The organism is Saccharopolyspora flava (genome assembly GCF_900116135.1).
Lineage (GTDB): Bacteria > Actinomycetota > Actinomycetes > Mycobacteriales > Pseudonocardiaceae > Saccharopolyspora > Saccharopolyspora flava.
In genome coordinates this window covers 550,164-571,536 of sequence record NZ_FOZX01000003.1, presented here as the reverse complement: position 1 = coordinate 571,536, position 21,373 = coordinate 550,164, and the positions used below count along the sequence as shown (strand labels likewise).

The window sequence follows — 21,373 nt, the reverse complement described above, 5'->3', positions numbered from 1 at the left end:
AATCGGGTCACCCCGGCGCTGACCTCGACGGGTGCGGGCGGCTGCTGTGGCAGGGTGGGTTTCGTGCGAATCCTGGTCGTGGAGGACGAGAAACCGCTGGCCGAGGCGGTGGCGAGGGGACTGCGGCGCGACGGCATGGCCGTCGACGTCGCCTACGACGGCGAGAGCGGGCAGGAGAAGGCCTCGATCACCCGCTACGACGTCGTCGTGCTCGACCGCGACCTGCCCGGCATGTCCGGTGACGACCTGTGCCGCGACCTGGTCGGGTCCGGCGGCCTGACCAGGGTCATCATGCTCACGGCCTCGGGCACGGTCGCCGACCGCGTCGCCGGGCTGTCGCTGGGCGCCGACGACTACCTGGCCAAGCCCTTCGCGTTCCCCGAGCTCATCGCCCGGGTGCGCGCGCTGGGCCGCCGCGCCACGCCCGCCCCGCCGCCGCTGCTCACCGCCGACGACCTCGAACTCGACCCGGCCCGCCGCACGGTCACCCGCTCCGGCGGGGAGATCGAGCTGACCCGCAAGGAGCTCGGCGTGCTGGAGGTGCTGCTGTCGGCCGGCGGCGCCGTGGTCAGCTCCGAGGAACTGCTGGAGCGGGTCTGGGACGAGAATGCCGACCCGTTCACCACCACCGTGCGGGTCACGATGATGACCTTGCGCAAGAAGCTGGGGGAACCCGGCATCATCGAGACCGTCGTCGGCTCCGGCTACCGGGTGCCGTCGGCGGCGGGTGCCGAGCACGCCAGGGACTGATCGTGGGTGCGCTCACCCGGCGCGGACCGGGACTGCGGGTCCGGCTGACGCTGCTGGCGACCTCGCTGGTCGCGCTGGTCAGCGCGGTCCTGCTGTGGCTGGGCTGGGTGCTGGTCGGCAACGTCGTCGCCGCCGTGCCGCGGCTCCCGGCGGGAACGCCGGTGCGGGTCGGGGGAGTGGAGGTGCCCGCCGAGCTGCTCGGCGAGGCGCTGCGCGACTCGGCCCGGCAGCAGGTGCTGATCATCGGCGGGTTCGCGTTCGTGGCCGTGGTGGCCGCGGCGGCGCTGCTGGCGTGGCTGGTCACCGGCCGGGTGCTGCGACCGCTGCAGGAGGTCACCGAGACCGCGCAGCGGTTGTCGGCGGAGTCGCTGGACGAGCGGATCGCGCTGAGCGGTCCTCGCGACGAGGTCGCCCGCCTCGCCGACACCTTCGACGCGATGCTGGACCGGTTGCAGGCCGCGTTCGACTCCCAGCGCCGGTTCGTGGCCAACGCCAGCCACGAGCTGCGCACCCCGCTGTCGGTGGTGCGCACCGAGCTGGACGTGACCCTGTCGGACCCGGACGCCGACGAGGCCGAGCTGCGCCGGATGGCCGACGTGGTCCGCGAGGCCACCGCCCGCGCGGAACGCCTCGTGGAGGCGCTGCTGCTGCTCGCCCGCACCGAGGGCGTGGAGCTGGCGGTCCGGGAACCGGTCGACCTCACCGAGGTCGTCGGCCGAGCGCTGCGCGTCGTCGAACCGGAGGCCCGGCAGCGCGGGCTGACCGTGCGCAACCGCATCGCCCCGGCCTGCGCGGTCGGGGACCCGGCGCTGCTGGAACGGGTCGCGGGGAACCTGCTGGAGAACGCCGTCCGGCACAACGTCGACGGCGGCTGGCTGGAGGTCAGCACCTGCGGGGACCCGCAGTGGACGACCCTGCGCGTGGCCTCGTCGGGACCGCAGATCCCGGCGGAGTCGGTGGACGCCCTCTTCGAGCCGTTCCGCCGCGCCGGCGTTCAGCGCACGGCCCGCAACGGCACCGGCCTGGGCCTGTCCATCGTCCAGGCCGCCACCACGGCCCACCGCGGCACGATCCACGCCGCGGCGCTGCCCGCGGGCGGCCTCGCAATCACGATCCGACTCCCCGCCGGGCCGTGATCCTCGCAGAGCCGCAGCACCCGGTAGCCCGACCTCACGCAGCAGAACGGGGGCCGGAGCGCGTGCTCCGACCCCCGCCGCGTTCTCCTCGGATCAGGCGGGCAGGGAAGCCACGCCCGGCGTGAGGAAGCGCTTGCCGTTGACCTTCTCGGACACGCCCGCGCGGTCCAGGTACGGCGTGATGCCGCCCAGCCAGAACGGCCAGCCGGCACCGAGGATCATGCACAGGTCGATGTCCTGAGCCTCGGCGACGACGCCCTCGTCGAGCATGATCCGGATCTCCTCGGCCAGCGCGCCGAGCGCGCGGTCGCGGACCTGCTCGCTGGTGGAGGGCGCATCGCCCTGCTTCCACAGCTCGGCGACCTCGGGGTCGACGACCACGTTGCCGGACTCGTCGAAGGTCCACACCGCGGTCTTGCCCGCGTCGACGAACCGCTGCAGGTTGTCGCTGATGCCGAAGCGCTCCGGGAACGCCGCGTGCATGGTGCCGTTGACGTGCTGGGCGACGGCCGGGCCGACCAGCTGCAGCAGCACCATCGGGCTCATCGGCAGACCGAGCTCTTCGAGGGCGTTGTCGGCGACCTCGAAGGGCGTGCCCTCGTCGACAGCGGCGATGACCTCGCCCATGAACCGCGTCAGCAGCCGGTTCACCACGAACGCCGGGGCGTCCTTGACGAGCACCGAGGACTTCTTCAGCTTCTTGCCGACCGCGAACGCGGTGGCCAGCGAGGCGTCGTCGGTCTTGCCGCCGCGCACGATCTCCAGCAGCGGCAGCACCGCGACCGGGTTGAAGAAGTGGAAGCCGACGACCCGCTCCGGGTTCTTCAGCTTCGAGGCCATCTCCGTGATCGACAGCGACGAGGTGTTGGTCGCCAGGATCGCCTCGGGGGAGACGTGCTCCTCCAGCTCGGCGAAGACCTTCTGCTTGACCGTCATCTCCTCGAAGACGGCCTCGATGACGAAGTCCGCGTCGGCGAAGGCCTTCTTGTCCAGCTCACCGGTCACCAGCGCCTTGAGGCGGTTGGTGGCGTCCGGCGACAGGCGGCCCTTGCCGGCGAGCTTGTCGATCTCGCCGTGGATGTAGGCGACGCCCTTGTCGATGCGGTCCTGGTCGATGTCGGTGATGACCACCGGCACCTGCAGCCGCCGCACGAACAGCAGCGCCAGCTGACCGGCCATGAGACCGGCACCGACCACGCCGACCTTGTTCACCGGGCGGGCCAGGCCCTTGTCCGGGGCACCGGCCGGGCGCTTGGCGCGCTTCTGGGCCAGGTCGAACGAGTACAGCCCGGCGCGCAGCTCGTCGGACATCAGCGCGTCGGTCAGCGCCTCGGTCTCGGCCGCGTAGCCGGCGTCGATGTCGTTGTTGCGGGCCAGCTCGATCAGCTCGACGGTCTTGGTCACCGCGGGCGAGGCGCCCTTGGTCTTGGACTCGACGATCTGCTTGGCGCGCGCCACCGCGTCGTCCCAGGCCTGACCGCGGTCGATCTCCGGGCGCTCGACGGTCTTGTCGCCGTTGACGACGCCGACCAGCCAGCGCAGCGACTCCTCGAGGAAGTCCGCGCCCTCCAGCAGCTCGTCGAAGATGCCCAGCTGCAGGCCCTTCTTCGGGTTGAGCATCTTGTTCTGGCTCAGCGCGTTCTCGATGATCACCGTCACGGCCGCGTCCGGGCCGATCAGGTTCGGCAGCAGCTGCGTGCCGCCCCAGCCCGGGAACAGGCCCAGGTAGCACTCCGGGAACGCGATGGCGCCCGCGTTGGAGGCCACGGTCCGGTAGTGGCAGGACAGCGCCAGCTCCAGGCCGCCGCCCAGCGCCGCGCCGTTGACGAAGGCGAACGTCGGGATCGTCGACTCGGTGAGCCGGCGGAACACGTCGTGGCCGGTCTGCGCGATGGCCTGCGCGTGCTCGCGCTGCGACACCTGGCCCACGCCGGTGAGGTCGGCGCCGACGGCGAACACGAACGGCTTGCCGGTGACCGCGATCGCGGCGGGCTCGGCGGCGAACGCCTCGTCCAGCGCGGCGTTCAGGCTGCTCAGACCACCCGGGCCGAAGGTCGACGGCTTGGTGTGGTCGTGGCCGTTGTCGATGGTGATGAGCGCGAGCTTGCCGGTCAGACCGGGAACGTCGACGAGGCGGGTGTACGCCTTGGTCACGACCTCGTCGGGGAACAGCGCCGCGAAGTCAGTCACTGCTCGCCTCCTGCGTTGTAGTTCGGGTTCTCCCAGATGACCGTTCCGCCCATGCCGATGCCGATGCACATGGTGGTGATGCCGTAGCGGACCTCGGGGTGCTCTTCGAAGTGGCGGGACAGCTGCGTCATCAGCCGCACGCCGGAGGAGGCCAGCGGGTGACCGCAGGCGATCGCGCCGCCCCACGGGTTCACGCGCGGGTCGTCGTCGGCGATGCCGAAGTGCTCCAGGAAGGCCAGCACCTGCACGGCGAAGGCCTCGTTGATCTCGAACAGCCCGATGTCGTCGATCGTCAGACCGGCGCGCTGCAGGGCCTTCTCGGTCGCCGGGACCGGGCCGACGCCCATGACCTCCGGCTCGACACCGGCGAAGGCGTAGCCGACCAGGCGCATGCCGACCGGCAGACCCAGCTCCTCGGCGGTCTCGGCGTCGGCGAGCAGGGCACCGGTGGCGCCGTCGTTGAGGCCGGCGGCGTTGCCCGGGGTGACCCGGCCGTGCGGGCGGAACGGGGTCTTGAGACCGGAGAGGGTCTCGACCGTGGTGCCCGGGCGCGGCGGCTCGTCGGTGGTGGCCAGGCCCCAGCCCTCGTCGGAGCGGGTGGCGACCGGAACCAGGTCGGGGGCGATCTTGCCGGCCTGCATCGCCTCGTCGTAGCGCTGCTGGCTCAGGGCCGCGTACGCGTCGGTGCGCTCCTTGGTCAGCGACGGGTAGCGGTCGTGCAGGTTCTCGGCGGTGGAGCCCATGACCAGCGCGGACGGGTCGACGATCTTGTCGGACACGAAGCGCGGGTTGGGGTCGGCGCCCTCACCCATCGGGTGGTTGCCCATGTGCTCGACGCCGCCCGCGATGACGACGTCGTAGGCGCCGAAGGCGATGCCGCTGGACACGGTGGTCACGGCGGTCATGGCGCCGGCGCACATGCGGTCGATGGCGAAGCCCGGCACGGACTTGGGCAGCCCGGCCAGCAGCGCCGCGGTGCGGCCGATGGTCAGGCCCTGGTCACCGATCTGGGTCGTCGCGGCGATGGCGACCTCGTCGATGCGCTCCGCCGGGAGTTCCGGGTGGCGGCGCAGCAGTTCCCGGATGACCTTGACGACCATGTCGTCCGCGCGCGTCTGGGCGTACTGGCCCTTCGAGCCGGCCTTGCCGAACGGCGTGCGTACGCCGTCGACGAAGACCACGTCCCGAACCGCTGGGCGGCTGCGGCTGTCGGCGGGTGCCGACGCAGGTGCGGCCACGGCGTGCTCCTCACTGGCTTGGTGGATGGTGCTCGGCCGGGGTCCGCGGGAGGGCGGCGCCTTACCGGCCGGTAACCGCACTCTAGCGCTTATTACCCACCGGTAACCACGTGCCTGCCCCTGTCGGCTGTCTCACATGCTGACCAGCCCGAACCCGGCGCGCTTGATCCTTCCCGAGGGCGCACCCGTCCGCAGAGCGAGGCAGGGGGCAGTTTTAGTCCAAACTGTCCGGACAATTCGGGCATCACCTGCGGACAGTTCTGGCAAAAACTGCCCTGCTCCAGCACCCCCTCGCCCCGGAACCCCGCGATCCCGGGTGCGGTGATCCGGGAGTCCGGGATCCGGGGTGTCCGGGGTCAGGAGTTCTGGGTGGGGGTGGCGTGGAGGGCTTCGGCGAGGGCTTCCGCGGTGAGGGCGATCTGCCACTCCCGGGCGCCTTTGTCGCGCAGCAGCTCGGTCACCGACTCGACGCTGAGGTCCTCCGGCGGGGTCCAGCAGGTGCGCCGCACCAGGTCGGGCAGCAGCAGGTTCTCGACCGGCAGCGAGTGCTCCTCGGCGATCGCGTTCAGCGCCGCGCGGGCCGCGGTCAGCCGCGCCGCGGCGGCGGGGTCGCGATCCGCCCAGCGGTTGGTCGGCGGCGGCCCGTCGTTCGGCGTCGACGCGGCGGGCAGCTCGTCGTTGCCCAGCCGCCGGGCCGAGCGCAGCGCTTGCAGCCACATCGACGCGCGGCGGCGCTGCTGGCGCCCGCCGAAGACCGGCATGGCCACCAGGTCGCTCTCGGACTTGGGGTTGGACTGCGCCGCCAGCACGATCGAGGAGTCCGGCAGCACGCGGCCCGGCGCGATGTCGCGCTCGCGGGCGAATTCGTCCCGGGCCTGCCACAGCGCGCGCACCGCGGCGAGCTGCCGGGGGCTGCGGACCTTGTGGATCCCGGAGGTGCGGCGCCAGGGTTCGGCGCGCGGGGGAGCGGGGGCGGCGGTGCGGACGGCCTCGAACTCCTCGAAGGCCCAGTCCAGCTTGCCCTGCCGCTGGAGTTCGTCGTGCATCTCGTCGCGCAGCGCCACCAGCAGCTCCACGTCGAGAGCGGCGTAGACCAGCCAGTCCTCGGGTAGCGGCCGTCTTGACCAGTCGGCGGCGCTGTGGCCCTTCTCGAGCTGGTAGCCGAGCATGCGCTCCACCAGTGCGCCCAGCGAGACGCGGTCGAAACCGGCCAGCCTGCCCGCCAGTTCGGTGTCGAACAGCTTCGAGGGGTGCAGGTCGAGTTCGGCCAGGCACGGGAGGTCCTGGGAGGCGGCGTGCAGCACCCACTCGGTGTCGGCCAGGGCCGGGATCAAGGGGTCGAGCGCGCCTTTGAGGGCGATCGGGTCCACCAGCGCGGTGCCCGATCCCTCACGACGCAGCTGCACCAGGTAGGCGCGCTGCGAGTAGCGGTAACCGGAGGCGCGCTCGGTGTCCACCGCGACCGGCCCGGTTCCCGCGGCCAGCGCTTTCGCGGCCGCTTCGAGCGCGGCCGGGGTGTCCACCACCGGCGGCACGCCGTCGGCGGGTTCGGTCAACAGCACCGGCTCCGGGCGGCCGGATCCGACGGTCTCGGGGCTTGCAGCTTCCACGGCCAACAGACCTTACGTGCTTTGGCCCGTGTCGTGTGGCTGGTCCGCCCGACGTTGTCGGTTCCGGCCGCACCGGTGCTGGTGTTTCAGCGATCCGTCACCGGATCACGCCGGCGCGCATGGCCAGCGCGACCATCTGCGCCCGGTCGCCCGTGCCCAGCTTGCGCCCGATCCGCGACAGGTGAGACTTCACCGTGAGCGCGGACAGGTTGAGGGCCTCGCCGATCTCCTTGTTGGATCGGCCGTCGGCCACCAACTGGAGAACTTCGACCTCGCGCCCGGACAGCTCGCGAGGTGTGTTGTCCGTACCCGGAACGCGGGTACCGGCGGCGAGCACCGGAGCCACGCTGGGGTCGGCGTACACACCGCCGTCGAGCACGCGGCGCACGCCGTCGGTGACCACCATGGGCGAGGCCGACTTCAGCAGGTACGCCTGAGCGCCTGCCTGGAAGGCGGCCCGGACCGCATAGGGGTCATCGGACGAAGCGAGCACCACGATCCGCGGCCATCCCTGGCTCCGGAGTTCGGTGACCAGTTCGATGCCGGTCCCGTCCGGGAGCCCGAGATCGAGGATTGCGAGGTCGCACGGACCGGTCGCCAGGGCGCGAGCCCTGGCTTCGGCCATGGATGCGGCCTCGTGCACCGTGCCGGCGCCCATCTGCAGCAACCGAGCGGCGATCGCCTCTCGGAGCAGCGGATGGTCATCCACCACGAGCACCGTGAACAGCTCTTCCCGCGGGTGCGGGACCATGTTGGCCGGCAAAGCGCCGGCAGGCGTGGTTCGAGCGGCCTGACCTAAGCCGACGGCAGCCACGTCACTACCTCCCTGGAGTCGGTCGTGCCCCCCGACCGGCACCGGGACTCTCGACCAATCAGCCGCGCCACTGATCGACCGAAAGTGGTGTCGTCGGGGTGAGCGTAACCGCCCAAGCGGGTCAGCGGGACGATCAATCGGGTATCTATCCCGATCGAGTTGTGACGACACCATACTTTTGTCGCACTTTCGGGTGACTCAGAGCAACGACCGTAACGGCGGAGCGTGGCCACGCGACATATTTCGAATGCGCATGGTGAAAATCTTGCACCGACAAGCATCTCGAAGAAGCCGAACGAACTTCGCGAATGAAAATCGGACATCGGCGTGTCGCGCTTCGGCGTGTCGGATTCTCGGGGCTGCGGGAGGGCCGCGAGCCGAACGCTACGCGCTGCGCGGACCCGCCGCAGCCGATGATCGGGCGACCACGATCAGTCCTGCCGCGCTGCGCCGTTCGGGCGCCTGCCGAGCAGTGCAACCCCTTCCGGCGGAAGACCGGCAGCGCTGGCCATGAGTTCGTGGAACGCCTCCCCGTGCGGCCGGAGGTCGATGCCCCCGTCGCCGAACACCGAGGGTGTCGGGGTCCAGGAGCCGCGCAGCTCCAGATCGTGGCTGCGGGACGGGCCGGCGATGTCGCCGAAGCGCGCCGAGGAGGTGAGGGTGACGGTGCCGCCGAGCGCGGTGAACGACGCCCCGGCGTTCTCCAGCCCGTCGGTGAGCCACGACCAGCCCACGGCGGGCAGCAGCGGATCATCGGCGACCTCGGGATCGAGCTCGGCACGCAGGTAGACCACCAGGCGCAGCACGCCGTCCCAGGCCTCCTGGCCGTCCGGGTCGTGCAGCAGCACGAAACGCGCCGTCGCCAGCTCACCGGCCGGTCCGTTCGCCTCCGCGGCCAGCGCGTGGGCCCACGGGGCCAGGCGCTTGGGCGGACCGACCTCGCTGAGCTCGATCTCGGCACGCGGCTGAGGCGACGTCAACGCGGCAACCGCCTGCCGGAAAACTTCGGGCGCCGCCGACATCTCCGTCACGGCGACGACTCTAGATGCCGCCCGCCGCGCGTGGGTGGAGGCGCGCCGGGAACGATCATCGGACGACCGGACCGAGGCTGCGGGCGCCCGGAGTGGGAGCGCGGGCGGCGTGCGAAGATTGTCGGCGCAAGCCCGGCCGTCCGTCGTGGCAGATCCGCTCCAAGACCGCCCGCAGACCGCACCGGGATCCGACGATTCGACGTACGGACACCGACCTTCGATGACGAACTCCGCACCGGTCTCCACTCGCCGGGACCTCGCCGACGCCCCTCTGCTCGTGGCCGCTCGCGGCGGACAGCCCCGGCACACGCCGGTCTGGTTCATGCGGCAGGCCGGGCGGTCGCTGCCCGAGTACCGCCGCGCCCGCGAGGGCACCCCGATGCTGCAGGCCTGCCTGACGCCGGACCTGGTCAGCGAGATCACCCTGCAGCCGGTCCGCAGGCACGGCGTGGACGCGGCGATCCTGTTCAGCGACATCGTGCTGCCGCTCTACGCGGCGGGCGTGGGGCTCGACATCGTGGCCGGGACCGGGCCGGTGGTGAGCGAGCCGATCGAGGGCCCGGCCGACGTCAGCGCGCTGCCGTCGCTGGAGGCCGGACAGGTCGAGCCGGTCGCCGAGGCGGTGCGCCTGCTGGTCTCCGAGCTCGGCGACACGCCGCTGATCGGCTTCGCGGGCGCGCCGTTCACGCTGGCCTCCTACCTCGTCGAGGGTGGCCCGAGCCGCAACCACGAGCGCACCAAGGCGCTGATGCACTCGGACCCGCAGACCTGGCACGCGCTGCTGGAGAAGCTGGCCGACACCACCCTGGAGTTCCTGCGGGTGCAGGTCGGGGCCGGGGTCGACGCCATCCAGCTCTTCGACTCGTGGGCGGGCGCGCTCTCGCTGCGCGACTACCGCGAGTTCGTGCTGCCGCACAGCCGCCGCATCTTCGAGGGCGTCGCCGAGCTCGCCGACATCCCCAAGATCCACTTCGGGGTCGGCACCGGTGAGCTGCTCGGCGCGATGCGCAACGCCGGGCCGGACGTGGTCGGCGTCGACTGGCGCGTGCCGCTGGACACCGCCGTCGCCCGCCTGGGCGCCGCCGAGCCGGGTGCCGCCAAGCCGGTCGTGCAGGGCAACCTCGACCCGGCCGTGCTGTTCGCGGGCTGGGACGCCGTCGAGCGCGAGGTGCACCGCATCCTCGCCGAGGGCCGCGAGGCAGGCGGGCACATCTTCAACCTCGGTCACGGCGTGCTGCCGACCACCGACCCGGAGGTCCTGACCCGGGTCGTCGAGCTGGTGCACACCACGACCTCGCAGCGCTGATGGCGCGCCGCGTCGCGGTCGTCGGCGGCGGGGTCGCCGGGCTGACGGCCGCCTACCGCCTGCGCCGGGAGCTGGGTGCCGCCGCCCGGATCGTGCTGGTGGAGCAGACCTCCCGGCTGGGCGGCAAGCTGCGCACCGTCGAGCTCGCCGGGCGCGGCTACGACCTGGGAGCCGAGGCGTTCCTGGCCCGGCGGACCGAGGTGCTGGACCTGGCCGAGGAGCTGGGCGTGCGCGCCGACGTCGTGCACCCGGCCCGCGCGGCCGCGACGGTGCGCGCCGGAGGCCGGACGCAGCGGCTGCCCGGCGGCACCGTGATGGGCGTGCCCGCCGAGGCCGACTCGGTCGCCGGGGTCCTGTCCGAGGACGGGATCGCCGCGGTGCGCGCCGAGAGCGCCATGGCGCCGATCGAGCTCGACGGCGCCGACATCTCGGTCGGCCACCTGCTGCGCGCCCGGGTCGGCGACGAGGTCGTCGACCGGCTGGTGGAGCCGCTGCTCGGAGGCGTCTACGCGGGCGACGCGAACCGGCTGAGCCTGCGCGCCACGATCCCGGCGCTGGCCAAGGCCCTCGACGACGGCGCGGGCCGGGTCACCGAGGCCGCGCGCTCGTCGCTCCCGGCGCCGAAACCCGGTGCGTCGCAACCCGTCTTCGGCGCGTTCCGGGGAGGCTACCGGGAGCTGCTGGACCGCCTGGTGGTCGCCGCCGACCCCGAGGTGCGGCTGGGGTTGCCGGTCCGCGCGCTCGCGCGCAGCGGCGACGGCTGGCGGCTGGAGATCGGGTCGGCGCCCGCGCCGGAGCACCTCGACGTCGACGCCGTCGTGCTCGCGGTGCCCGCCCCGGCCGCGCGAAAACTGCTGCAGGAGCCCGTTCCCGAGGCGTCGGCGAAGCTCGCCGAGGTCGAGCTGGCGTCGATGGCCGTGGTCGGTCTCGCCCTGCCGCCGGGCACCGCGCTGCCCGAGCACGACGGCACCCCGGCCTCGGGCACGCTGATCGCGCGCGGCGAGCGGCACGACGGAGGAACCCCGTTCACCGCCAAGGCCTTCACCTACTCCAGCGCCAAGTGGGAGCACCTGCGCGGCGCCGGGGGAGAGGTGCTGGTGCGCGGTTCGGTCGGGCGCTTCGGCGAGACCGAGGACCTGCGCCTGGACGACGAGGAGCTGCTGCGCCGGGTCCGCGCGGACCTGGCCGAGCTGACCGGGATCACCGCCGAGCCGGTGGATTCGGTGGTGCTGCGCTGGGGCGGCGGGCTGCCGCAGTACGGCGTCGGGCACCTGGACCTCGTCGCCGACGTGGAGCGCGAGGTGGCGCGGGTGCCGGGCCTGGCGATCGCCGGGGCCGCGCTGCACGGCGTCGGCGTGCCCGCGTGCGTAGCGACCGGTGAGGCGGCAGCGACCAGCGTCACGCGGGACCTGCTGCAGGCCGGTCCCCGCGAAGTGGGACGATGAGACCATGGCGCGGCTGAATTACGACGAGCTCAACGACACCATCCGCTACACCATGTGGTCGGTCTTCCGGATCGAGCAGGGAACCCTGCCCGAGGACCGGGACAAGGCCGCGCAGGTGACCCGGGAGTACCTGGAGTCTCTGGCCGAGTCCGGTGTCGTGGTGCGCGGCGTCTACGACGTCTCGGGTCTGCGCGCCGACGCGGACTTCATGATCTGGTGGCACGCCGAGGGCGTCGAGGCCGTCCAGGCCGCCTACACCGGGTTCCGCCGCGAGACCCCGCTCGGCCAGTCCTCCGAGCCGGTCTGGAGCAACGTGGCGCTGCACCGGCCCGCGGAGTTCAACAAGAGCCACATCCCGGCGTTCCTGGCCGGCGAGGACCCGAAGAAGTACATCTGCGTGTACCCGTTCGTGCGGTCCTACGAGTGGTACCTGCTGCCCGACGACGAGCGCCGCAAGATGCTCGCCGACCACGGCAAGGAGGCCCGCGACTACCCGGACGTGCGCGCCAACACCGTCGCGTCGTTCGCGCTGGGCGACTACGAGTGGATGCTGGCCTTCGAGGCCGATGAGCTGCACCGCATCGTCGACCTGATGCGCCACCTGCGCGCCACCGAGGCCCGGCTGCACGTCCGCGAGGAGGTCCCCTTCTACACGGGCCACCGCGTCGACGTCACCGACCTCGTCACCCGCCTCCCCTGAGACGTGGAGCAAGAGGGCCCGGCACTCCAGGAGTGCCGGGCCCTTTCTCTCGCTGATCAGCTCTCGACGAGGCGGACCGCGATGGAGTTGATGCAGTAGCGCTGGTCGGTGGGCGTGGGGAAGCCCTCACCGGTGAAGACGTGGCCGAGGTGGCCGTGGCAGGAGGCGCACAGGACCTCCGTGCGGACCATGCCCATGCTGCGGTCCTCGCGCAGGATCACCGCGTCGGAGTCGGCCGGGTCGTAGAACGAGGGCCAGCCGCAGTGCGACTCGAACTTCGTCTCGCTGCGGAACAGCTCCGCGCCGCAGCCCCGGCACTCGTAGACGCCGGTGGTCTTGGTGTCGACGTACTCGCCCACCCACGCCGGTTCGGTGGCGGCCTGGCGCAGCACCGCGTACTCGTTCGGCGTGAGCTGCTCCCGCCACTCCTGCTCGCTCTTGGTGACCTGGGGAGTGCCTGCAACCGGATCCATGCTTCCACGCTAATGCGATCGAAGATCGATTGCTAAGCGCCCCTGCTCCGGGGAGGCGCAGGCCACGATCAGCCGAAGAACACCCCGAGCACGTAGACCAGCGCGTTCCACACCGTGAACAGCACGCCGAACAGGATCAGCACCACCACCGACACCGCCAGCAGCCTGCGGTGGCCGCCGGTGCGGTTGGCGCTCTGGGCGAACTCGTCGACGCCGCGCAGCATCCCCTCCACGGTCGCCTCGGAGTGCGGCCGGTCCATCCGCGCGCGGTGCTCGGCGAACGCGCGGACCTCCGGATCCTCGTGGTCGAGGTCCGCCAGGTCGCCGAAGCGTGCGGGTTCGTCCGGGTCGCGGCGCTGCATCGGCACACCGTATCGCCTGCTCGGGGCGAGCGGAATCGCCGCGTTCACCGAATGGGGGGCGTGGCGCGAGCGCTCGTGAGACACGCTCATCACCTACGCTCGGAAGGTTCCACTGTGGAGTGCTGGGAGGGCGCAGATGAGCGAATCGACCGAGGCCGCCGACGGCCGGTTCCTGCCGGAACTGCAGATCACGCAGCCGGAGCGGCAGCGCCGGTGGACCGTGCTGCTGCGGTTCCTGCTGCTGATCCCGCACTTCATCGTGCTGTGGGCGCTGGGCATCGCGGCCGCCGTGGTGGCGTTCATCGGGTGGTTCGCCGCGCTGATCCTGGGGCGGCTGCCCGAGTGGATCTCCGGCTTCCTCTCCCTCTACGTCGCCTACGGCATCCGGGTGAACGCCTCGCTGTGGCTGCTGGTGGACCGGTACCCGCCGTTCGTGGTCGGCGACCCGGAATTCCCGGTCGACGTCGAGATCCGGTCGGGCAGGCTCAACCGGTGGGCCGTGCTGTTCCGGTTCATCCTGATCATCCCCGTGTCCCTGCTGTCGGGCCTGCTCGCCTACGGCTGGGGAGTGCTGGCGTTCTTCCTGTGGCTGATCGTGCTGATCATGGGCCGGACCCCGCGCCCGATCTTCGACGCCTCGGCCGCCGCGCTGCGCTTCACGCTGCGCACCAACGCCTACACCTACATGCTCACCGGCTCCTACCCGAAGCGGCTGTTCGGCGACGCCCGCGAGGAGGGCGAACCGGCGAAGGTCTCCTCCGGAACCCGGCCGCTGGTGATGTCCCGGGGCGGCCGGATCCTGCTGATCGCGTTCATCGTGCTCGGGGTGCTCGCCATCGTCGGCAACGGCGCGGTGAGCGCCACGCAGCCTTACCCCTCCGAGTACGAGTACGACTACGCCGGCTGATCGACCCGGCGCCGTCGCCGGTCACCGACCGCAGCCGCCGCGTTCCGCTCGTCGGGCGACGTCGGTTCGCTCTAGCAGCGGTGTTCCGCCCGCCGGAGCGGCGAGGAACATCAACAGGTGCTGGTACCCCACACCGATCGGAGGTCGGGAATGGTCGGCACGGACGCACCGCACCAGGGCGGGTGCAGCTGCTGCGGCAGCTGCAGCGGCCCCTCCTGTGGCTGCTGCTCCAGCTGCGGCTGAAGCGGCGGTGGCTTGCCCGGGGTGTTGCGGGATCACTCCGGGCAGGCCATGCCCTCGGTGGGCACGACGCCCTGGACCAGGAACCGGCTGACGGCGTCGGTCACGCACGTCGAGCGCGCGATCGCTCCGTGCCCGGCGCCCTGCCAGCGCATCGCCACCCCGGTCGGCAGCTCGTCGGCCAGGTGATCGGTGCCCACCGCCAGCGACCTCGGGTCGTGCGCGGTGGTGATCACCGGGATCGGCGGCAGGTCCGCGCGGCGCGGTGACGGCAGCGGCTGCTGCGGCACCGGCCACGACCCGCACCACACCACGCGCTGCGCCGCCGCCCCGCCGAACAGCGGGAAGCGCCCCACCCAGTCCTGCGCGATCTCGGTGCTGCGCTGCGGCGGCACGCGCAACGTCGTGTCGTTGCAGCTGGTGATGAGATCGCCGTCGAACCACGGCGGGTTCACGCCCTGCGGGCTCACCAGCGGCGCCGACAGCTCCGCGAGCCGGGTGCCGTCGCCCCGGGTGCCCGCCGCCAGCGCGTCGGCCAGCGCGGGCCAGCCGTTCCGATCGCCCAAGCCCTGCAAGACCGCCTGGATCACCCGGCCCGCCGGCACCGACGTGCCCGGCGCGGGCAGCGGTGCGGTGCGGGTGCGCTCCACCAGATCGGTGACCGCCTGGCGGGGGTTCGGGCCCAGCGGGCAGCCGCGGCCGGTGCAGTCCTCGGCGAAGGCGTCGAAGGTCTGCTCGGCGGCCTGCGCCTGGTACTCGGCTTGCCCCATCGAATCCCGCGTCGGGTCCGGGGCGCCGTCGATGACGAAGCGGCCCACCGAGGTCGGGTAGCGCTCGGCGTAGGTGGTCAGCAGCCGCCCGGCCTCGCCGCGCCCGATCGCGTGCAGCCTCGGCACGCCCAGCTCCAGGCGCAGTTCCTCCAGGTCGGAGGCGGTGCGCCAGGTGTCGTAGGCCTGCAGCCGCTCGTCGAGCTTGAGCAAGCACTCCTGACTGGCCTTGAGCACCGACTCCAGCAACTGGTCCAGCTGCGAGCGCTCCGCGGCGCGCGGGTCGAAGCCGATGACCTGCTCGCGCTGCTGCGGCGGGACGCAGTCCGCGGGCTCGGACTCACCGGTCCCGCGCCGGTCCATGCCGACGATGGCGAAGGTGTTGCGGATCTCCGGCGGCAGCTGGGTCGCCAGCCGCGCGGCGAACGTCGTCCCGGGCTCGCCGCCGACGTCGCCGACCACGACCAGCGGCACCTTCCCGGAGCCGGTGCGGATCAGCGAGTTGCGCGCGGTGCCGCGCTCGGGGGCCTCCGGCGCGTCGAGCGTCGAGAGCAGGCGCGCGCAGGAGAACGTCATGCCCGCGGGCAGCGAACCGAGCTCGGAGCGGGTCTGGTCGGTGCAGTCCTGCCAGTTCAGCGAGTCGTTGGCCGCCGCCCCCAGCGGCGGCACCGGCTGCGGCTTCGGGGGCTGCGGCGCGGGGGCCACCTGCTGCTCGCCGTCGTGGTAGGCGACGGCGGGGCGTTGCGAGGGCCCGGCCGAACAACCGGCGACCACCAGCAGCAACGGCAGCAGCGCGGCCCCGGCCCGGTTGATGCAGCGCGGCACGGGAACTCCTAAGAACTGTGTCGTGGTCGCTTTGCTCGGCGGTGCGGGCAGCGGCTCGGAAGCCGCGTCGGTGCCGGCTGGGTCCCACACTTGGAGCACCATCCGAAGCCCGCCCCACGTGCCCGCAAGCCGAAGCATCCCATGATCGACGTGTGGCCCTGGTGAGGGGAGCGCCCGCGGGGTGGTGAAGGTGACCACCTGTGCGGGTTCTGGTGGGTCGTTCGCCGGGTTAACGTGCTGGGGATCGTTCTGCGAATCGTGAAGGAGCGTCGTGCAGGTCGCCTGGGGACCGGGGGAGGAACGCGGGTTCAGCGCGAGCCGGGTGTCGGCCGCCGCGCTGGGGGCGGTGCCTCCGCCGATGCTGGTGCTGGTCGGGGTGATCAGCGTCCAGGTCGGGGCCGCGTTCGCCAAGCAGCTGTTCAGCGTGGCCGGGGCGTCCGGGGTGGTGACGCTGCGGCTGGTGTTCGCCGCGCTGATCCTGCTGGCGGTGTTCCGCCCGGCGCTGCGGATGGACTGGCCGACGCTGCGCGTCGTCATCGGCTATGGCGCCGTGCTGGCCGGCATGAACATGTGCATCTACCAGGCGTTCGAGCGGATCCCGCTGGGCGCGGCGGTGACCATCGAGTTCCTGGGGCCGCTGACGGTCGCCCTGTTCGGCTCGCACCGCAAGCTCGACGTCGTGTGGGCGCTGCTGGCCGGGACCGGCGTGTTCCTGCTGTCCCGCGTCGAGGGCGGGCTCGACTGGACCGGCGTCGCGTTCGCGCTGGCGGCGGGCGCCTGCTGGGCGGGCTACATCCTGCTGGGCGCCAAGCTCGGCAGCCGCACCTCCGGGACCTCCGGGCTGGCGCTGGCGATGGGTTTCGGCGCCCTGGTGGCGATCCCGATCGGCGCGGTCGACTCCGGTCCCGCGCTGCTGAACCCGACGGTGCTGATCGTCGGCCTGCTGGTGGCCCTGATGTCCTCGGTAGTGCCCTACACCCTGGAGCTGGAGGCGCTGCGCCGGATGCCGCCGCGCGTCTTCGGCATCCTCATGAGCACCGAACCCGCCGTCGCCGCCCTGGCGGGCCTGGTGGTGCTGGGCGAGCTGCTGACCGGCTGGCAGTGGCTGGCGATCTGCTGCGTCGTGATCGCCTCCGTCGGCTCGGTCGCCACCACCCGGAGGACCCCGGAGGACAGCGACCCGCCCGCGAACTGACCCGCCCGGGACCTCAGACGCCCGGGATCGGGGCCGGTCGGATCGCGCGCAGCAGGGTGAGCAGGGTCCGGTTGAGCGGGACCGCGATGCCGTGCCGGTCGGCGGCGCGGACGAGGGTGCCGGTGATGTGCTCGTGCTCCAGCGGGAGACCGGCGATCCGGTCGTAGAGCATCGAGGTGCCGTTCGTCGGGGGCATCCGGTCGGTGTAGTCGATGAGGACCTTGTCCGCGTCCTGCTGCGTCAGCGACGCGCCCTCGGCCTGCGCGACCGCGACCGCCTCGGCGAGGATGCCCGCGGCCAGTTCCCGGACCTCGTCGTCGGCGAGCACGTCGAGGCGGCGCAGGGTCAGCGCGGTGATCGGGTTCGGCGCCACGTTGGTGAGCATCTTGCGCCACGCCGCGGTGTGGAAGTCGTCGGTGGCCCGCAGCTTCACCTCCGAGCCCTCCAGCAGCGCCACGAAGCGCGACCCGAGCTCACCGCCCTCGACCTGCATGGTCGCGGGGGAGCGGCGGACGACGCGGCCGGGGCTGGTGCGCTCGGCGCCGACGTAGATCAGCGCGGGCAGCACCGGCGCCCGCAGCCCGAGCTCGGCGACCGACTCGCGGTGGGCGATGCCGTTCTGCACCACCACCAGCGGCGTGCGGCCGTCGTCGAGCTCGTGCAGCCACGGCGCGGTGCCGGGCACGTCGTGGACCTTGGTGGTGAGCACGATCCAGTCGTGCTCACCGGCCGATCCGGGATCGGTGGCCACCCGCACCGGGATCTCGGAGGTCCCGTCGGGGGTCTCCAGCACCAGCCGTTCGAACGGGGTGCGCACGCACATCGTCACCTCGTGGCCCGCGGCGTGCGCCGCTTCGGCGATCACGCCCCCGATGCCACCCGAACCGATCACCGCAATCCGTTGTGCCACGAGGCCGGAGGTTACTCGTCCGAACGATCCGCGCGGTGCGCGGAGCCGAACAGCACCGAGTCGAGGTCGTAGCGCGCCGGTTCCTCCAGCTGCGCGTAGTCGCAGGACTCGGGATCGCGGTCGGGACGCCAGCGCACGAACTGCGCGGTGTGCCGGAACCGCGCCGGGCGCCCGCCCTCGGTGTGGTCGTAGGAGACCTCCACGACCCGCTCCGGGCGCAGCGGCACCCACGGTTGCTCGGTGCTGTTCCAGCGGTTCACCGACCCCGGGAGCCGCCGCCCGGTGGCGTTCTCGCCGACCCACGGGTGCTCGCCGCCGGTGATGAGCTCGGCGAGCTCACCGGCCAGCTCGCGCCGCCGCGCGGCGGGGAACGCGCCGACGACGCCGACGTGGTGCAGCACCCCGCGCTCGTCGTGCAGCCCCAGCTGCAGCGAGCCGACCGCGGTGCCGGGTTCGGTGTTGGCGTGCCAGCGCAGGCCCGCGACGACGCAGTCGGCGGTGCGCGAGTGCTTGATCTTGAGCATGGTCCGCTTGCCCGGCGCGTAGGGACCGTCGAGCGGCTTGGCGACGACACCGTCCAGCCCGGCGCCCTCGAACAGCCGGAACCACTCCTCGGCCAGCTCCGGGTCCTCGGTGGCCGGCGTGGTGCGCAGCCCCGGCCGGTCCAGGCCGAGACCGGTCAGCAGCTCGCGGCGCTCGGACTGCGGCGACGAGGTGAGGTCCCGGTCGTCGAGGGCCAGCAGGTCGAAGGCGATGAACGCGGCCGGGGTGCGCTCGGCGAGGGTCTTGACCCTGCTGGCGGCGGGGTGGATGCGCTCGCTGAGCAGGTCCCAGTCCAGCCGGTCGCCCTCCTCGTCGCGGCGGATCACCACCAGCTCGCCGTCGAGCACCGCGGGCCGCTCCAGCTGCTGGGAGAGGGTCGACCGCACCTCCGGGAAGTAGCGCTCCAGGCCGCGCCCGGTGCGCGACTGCAGCAGCGGCTCCGATCCCGGTTCGACGAAGGCAAGGCAGCGGAAGCCGTCCCACTTCGGCTCGAACAGCAGCCCCTCGCGGTGCGGGACCCCGTCGACGGGGCTGGCCAGCATCGGTTTCACCGGCGGCCGCAGCGGCAGCATCAGCGCACCCGCTGCTTCGGACCCCGGTCGAGGCGCAGCCGGATCGCGGTGGGCAGGGTCTCGCGGCCCAGCGCCTGGCGGGCGCGGGCGAGGACCTTCTCGTCCAGCTCCTCCCACACGTGCCGGACGTTGGTGCCCTCCTTGAGCGACAGCGTCAGGCGCAGCGACGGCGACCGGTCGGTCCCGGCCATCCGCACCCGCGCCCGCGTGACGCCCGGGACCTGCTCGGCGTCGGTGCGCACGGCGTTGGCCAGCGCGCCCGCGGTGACGTCCAGGTCACCGGCGTCGCTGCGCTCCAGCCGCACGTCCGGGCGCTGCTCGGGGCGCAGCGAGCGCACCACCCACCACAGGCCGATCACGAACAGCACCAGCCCGGCGACCAGGCCGATCGCCCCGGCGAGCTGCGCGTGGTCGCCCAGCCAGCCGGTCAGCAGCGGGTCGGCCACCGGCCGCCGCGCGCGGAACACGCCCAGAGCACCGGAACCGACCACCAGCGCCGCCGCGCCGACCAGCAGCGACAGCACGCCCAGCAGGACCACCGCACCGCGCTCGAACGCGGCGCTGCGGCCGATCGGCGTGCTGCTCGGCTTGATCTCGGTCATCGGCGCTCCTTGGGCGTGGACACCGACACCAGCACCTTCGGCGTGCTCGGCAGCGGCAGGTCGCCGACCGCGCGCTCGGCGGTGGAGGTCAGCCGTTCCCGCAGGTCCCCGGGTTCGCGGAAGCGCGCGGCGGCCTTGACCCGCACCCGCTTGGCGCCCGCGGTGACGGTGGCGCCCGCGACCCCGTCCTGGTCGCGGACCTGGTGGCCGACCAGCCGCGCCAGCGAACGCCGGTCGGTGGTCACCGTGACCTCCGGCGCCGGGTCGTGCAGCCGCAGCTCGCGGTGGCCCGAGGCGATCGCGGCGATCAGCAGCACCACGCCGAGCACGACGAGGGCGGCGGCGATGATCCGCACCGGCGGGTCGGCCCACGAGAACCCGCTCAGCGCATCGCGCACCGCCGCGGGACCGACGATCAGCCCGCGCGCACCGGGCCGGATCAGCGACCACGCCGACTCGATGGCCAGCAGCGCGCCGAACGCGGCCACCACGACGCCGGCCACGGCGGTGATCAGTCGTACGAACACGCGCATCGCTCACTCCACCCTGGGCGGTGCGGCCGGTGGGACCAGGGCCGACACGGTCACGTCGACGCTGCGCACCCGGCACCCGGCGATGCGCGCGAGCTCGGTGCCGACGCGCTCGCGCATCGACGCCACGGTGTCGCGCACCGGGTTCGGGTAGCGCAGCGCCACGGTCAGCCGGACCCGCAGCGCGTCGTCAGGGCCGCTGACCTCGGCCCCGGCGGTGTGCTTGCGGCCGCTGCGCGCGCTGCCCGGGTCGACGTCGGCGGCGTGCGCGGCGATCTTGCGCAGCACCGACCGGTTGACGTGCAGGCTGCCGCGCTCGCCGGAGTCCTCGTCGGGGACGGTCTCCTCGGGGCTGGTCGCGGTCGCGGTCATCGGCGGTCCTTGGCGCGGCCCAGCAGGTCGCCGATCTCCAGCTCGCCGTCGAGGATCCGGCCGATCACCAGACCGACGACGCCGATCAGCAGCGCGATCAGGAACCCGCTGAAACCGCCGACCGCGGCGGCGGTGCCGAGGATCAGTCCGGAGATCAGTCCGGTCTGCGTCGCATTCATCTCCGAGCCTCCTGTGGAAGAAACGAGCGGGTCATCGAACTCGGGGTGGGGCGTGGTGGCGCCGCCACCGGCACCGGGCGCGGTGCAGCAGGCCGCGGACCCCGCGGGGCCTCACCTCGACGACGATCGGCGCCCAAAACCGGGGGTCGTCGTCGCGGGCATCGTCGGGAAGGCGGGCGCGCAGCCGGGCGAGCCCGGCGGCGAAGGCCTCCGGGTCCCCTCCCACGTCCGGGTGGTTCTCCCGGACGAACGCGCGGATCTCGGCACGCGTCGCCGGATCGTGCTGCACGTCCACCATTCTGCGCCTCCCCTCCGGTCCGTCCGGTTCACCCGGCCCCGGCTCACCCCGCCTCCGGGGCGTCGTCGCCGGCGTCCACGTCCGAGACGTGGATGTCCACCCGGGTCCCGCCGAGCCGTTCGGCCAGCGCACCGCGCAGGTCGTCCACGGTCTCGGTGAGCGGGCGGTCCAGCCGCAGCACCACGCCGATCTCCACCGGCCCGTCCTCGGACATCCGCACGCCGGTGATGCGGTGACCGGGGAAGTAGGACGCGATCTCGCCGAACGCGCCGCCGTGCAACCGCGCCACCGACGGGTGCGCGAGCACCGCATCGGCGAGCTCCTGAGCGGTGTGCTGCTCCGGCACCTGGGCCTCCTCGGCGGTGTGGGTGGGGAACG

23 protein-coding genes are annotated in these 21,373 nt (G+C 72.7%); 7 read left to right on the top strand and 16 right to left on the bottom strand.

Annotation, left to right across the window (positions count from 1 at the left end):
• Positions 1-63 precede the first annotated feature (63 nt).
• Together BM424_RS12470 and BM424_RS12465 are read left to right on the top strand one after the other, a co-directional pair.
• Positions 64-750: a response regulator transcription factor gene (locus tag BM424_RS12470; protein WP_093417049.1), complete on the top strand. Its 687-nt coding sequence runs from the start codon at positions 64-66 to the stop codon at positions 748-750.
• Between the two features lie 2 nt (positions 751-752).
• A complete protein-coding gene (locus BM424_RS12465; protein WP_093416474.1) occupies positions 753-1,886 on the top strand; it encodes a sensor histidine kinase in 1,134 nt (377 codons plus the stop codon).
• Positions 1,887-1,979: 93 nt separating this feature from the next.
• On the opposite strand, the gene BM424_RS12460 is transcribed toward BM424_RS12465, so the two are convergent.
• From BM424_RS12460 to BM424_RS12440, 5 genes are all read right to left on the bottom strand, one after another.
• Entirely contained in the window at positions 1,980-4,076 is a 2,097-nt protein-coding gene (locus BM424_RS12460) for a 3-hydroxyacyl-CoA dehydrogenase NAD-binding domain-containing protein (RefSeq protein WP_093416470.1), read from the bottom strand.
• On the bottom strand, positions 4,073-5,314 hold the full coding sequence (locus BM424_RS12455) for a thiolase family protein (protein WP_175548056.1): 1,242 nt from the start codon (positions 5,312-5,314) through the stop codon (positions 4,073-4,075). Before BM424_RS12455 ends, BM424_RS12460 begins: the two co-directional genes overlap by 4 nt.
• Before the next feature lie 356 nt (positions 5,315-5,670).
• Positions 5,671-6,924: a ribonuclease D gene (locus BM424_RS12450; RefSeq protein WP_425442003.1), complete on the bottom strand. Its 1,254-nt coding sequence runs from the start codon at positions 6,922-6,924 to the stop codon at positions 5,671-5,673.
• 97 nt (positions 6,925-7,021) lie between these two features.
• The gene (locus BM424_RS12445; RefSeq protein ID WP_093264979.1) at positions 7,022-7,738 is read right to left on the bottom strand and encodes a response regulator; all 717 of its coding nucleotides are present in this window, start codon (positions 7,736-7,738) and stop codon (positions 7,022-7,024) included.
• A 431-nt stretch (positions 7,739-8,169) separates the two neighbouring features.
• Positions 8,170-8,769 (bottom strand): DUF3000 domain-containing protein, encoded by a 600-nt coding sequence (locus tag BM424_RS12440; RefSeq protein WP_093416462.1) that lies wholly within the window; start codon positions 8,767-8,769, stop codon positions 8,170-8,172.
• A 220-nt stretch (positions 8,770-8,989) separates the two neighbouring features.
• Here BM424_RS12440 and hemE point away from each other — a divergent pair, with 220 nt between their 5' ends.
• Genes hemE through hemQ form a run of 3 tightly spaced genes read left to right on the top strand, consistent with a single transcriptional unit; the run spans position 8,990 to position 12,220 of the window.
• Positions 8,990-10,075: a uroporphyrinogen decarboxylase gene (gene hemE, locus BM424_RS12435; RefSeq protein ID WP_093416460.1), complete on the top strand. Its 1,086-nt coding sequence runs from the start codon at positions 8,990-8,992 to the stop codon at positions 10,073-10,075.
• Positions 10,075-11,520: a protoporphyrinogen oxidase gene (gene hemG, locus BM424_RS12430; protein ID WP_093416457.1), complete on the top strand. Its 1,446-nt coding sequence runs from the start codon at positions 10,075-10,077 to the stop codon at positions 11,518-11,520. Before hemE ends, hemG begins: the two co-directional genes overlap by 1 nt.
• A 4-nt stretch (positions 11,521-11,524) precedes the next feature.
• The gene (gene hemQ / locus BM424_RS12425) at positions 11,525-12,220 is read left to right on the top strand and encodes a hydrogen peroxide-dependent heme synthase (RefSeq protein ID WP_093416455.1); all 696 of its coding nucleotides are present in this window, start codon (positions 11,525-11,527) and stop codon (positions 12,218-12,220) included.
• Positions 12,221-12,276: 56 nt separating this feature from the next.
• Here the strand turns inward: hemQ and msrB are convergent, their stop codons facing one another.
• Both msrB and BM424_RS12415 read right to left on the bottom strand, forming a co-directional pair.
• On the bottom strand, positions 12,277-12,693 hold the full coding sequence (msrB, locus tag BM424_RS12420) for a peptide-methionine (R)-S-oxide reductase MsrB (RefSeq protein ID WP_093416452.1): 417 nt from the start codon (positions 12,691-12,693) through the stop codon (positions 12,277-12,279).
• A gap of 68 nt (positions 12,694-12,761) precedes the next feature.
• Positions 12,762-13,055 (bottom strand): hypothetical protein, encoded by a 294-nt coding sequence (locus BM424_RS12415; RefSeq protein ID WP_093417047.1) that lies wholly within the window; start codon positions 13,053-13,055, stop codon positions 12,762-12,764.
• 136 nt (positions 13,056-13,191) lie between these two features.
• Here BM424_RS12415 and BM424_RS12410 point away from each other — a divergent pair, with 136 nt between their 5' ends.
• Complete coding sequence (locus BM424_RS12410) at positions 13,192-13,962, top strand: DUF4389 domain-containing protein (RefSeq protein WP_093416450.1); 771 nt, start codon at positions 13,192-13,194, stop codon at positions 13,960-13,962.
• Positions 13,963-14,237: 275 nt separating this feature from the next.
• On the opposite strand, the gene BM424_RS12405 is transcribed toward BM424_RS12410, so the two are convergent.
• The gene (locus BM424_RS12405; RefSeq protein ID WP_093416447.1) at positions 14,238-15,794 is read right to left on the bottom strand and encodes an alpha/beta fold hydrolase; all 1,557 of its coding nucleotides are present in this window, start codon (positions 15,792-15,794) and stop codon (positions 14,238-14,240) included.
• A gap of 271 nt (positions 15,795-16,065) precedes the next feature.
• Between BM424_RS12405 and BM424_RS12400 the strand changes: the two genes are divergently transcribed.
• Positions 16,066-16,989, top strand: a complete 924-nt coding sequence (locus BM424_RS12400) for an EamA family transporter (protein ID WP_245775796.1) — start codon at positions 16,066-16,068, stop codon at positions 16,987-16,989.
• A gap of 13 nt (positions 16,990-17,002) precedes the next feature.
• Here BM424_RS12400 and BM424_RS12395 read toward each other — a convergent pair whose 3' ends face one another.
• The 8 genes from BM424_RS12395 to BM424_RS12360 are packed head-to-tail and all read right to left on the bottom strand — an operon-like array spanning position 17,003 to position 21,341.
• Positions 17,003-17,899: a 2-dehydropantoate 2-reductase gene (locus BM424_RS12395; protein ID WP_245775795.1), complete on the bottom strand. Its 897-nt coding sequence runs from the start codon at positions 17,897-17,899 to the stop codon at positions 17,003-17,005.
• Between the two features lie 11 nt (positions 17,900-17,910).
• Complete coding sequence (locus BM424_RS12390; RefSeq protein WP_175548054.1) at positions 17,911-19,014, bottom strand: ATP-dependent DNA ligase; 1,104 nt, start codon at positions 19,012-19,014, stop codon at positions 17,911-17,913.
• Entirely contained in the window at positions 19,014-19,616 is a 603-nt protein-coding gene (gene amaP / locus BM424_RS12385) for an alkaline shock response membrane anchor protein AmaP (RefSeq protein WP_093416442.1), read from the bottom strand. Before amaP ends, BM424_RS12390 begins: the two co-directional genes overlap by 1 nt.
• Positions 19,613-20,149, bottom strand: coding sequence for a DUF6286 domain-containing protein (locus tag BM424_RS12380; protein WP_093416440.1), 537 nt, complete (start codon positions 20,147-20,149; stop codon positions 19,613-19,615). The genes amaP and BM424_RS12380 overlap by 4 nt, the downstream gene beginning before the upstream one ends.
• Positions 20,150-20,152: 3 nt before the next feature.
• The gene (locus BM424_RS12375; protein WP_093416437.1) at positions 20,153-20,518 is read right to left on the bottom strand and encodes an Asp23/Gls24 family envelope stress response protein; all 366 of its coding nucleotides are present in this window, start codon (positions 20,516-20,518) and stop codon (positions 20,153-20,155) included.
• Positions 20,515-20,697: a hypothetical protein gene (locus BM424_RS12370; protein ID WP_093416435.1), complete on the bottom strand. Its 183-nt coding sequence runs from the start codon at positions 20,695-20,697 to the stop codon at positions 20,515-20,517. Before BM424_RS12370 ends, BM424_RS12375 begins: the two co-directional genes overlap by 4 nt.
• A 31-nt stretch (positions 20,698-20,728) precedes the next feature.
• The gene (locus tag BM424_RS12365) at positions 20,729-20,995 is read right to left on the bottom strand and encodes a hypothetical protein (protein WP_093416432.1); all 267 of its coding nucleotides are present in this window, start codon (positions 20,993-20,995) and stop codon (positions 20,729-20,731) included.
• A gap of 43 nt (positions 20,996-21,038) precedes the next feature.
• Positions 21,039-21,341 (bottom strand): hypothetical protein, encoded by a 303-nt coding sequence (locus BM424_RS12360; protein ID WP_093417036.1) that lies wholly within the window; start codon positions 21,339-21,341, stop codon positions 21,039-21,041.
• Positions 21,342-21,373 lie beyond the last annotated feature (32 nt).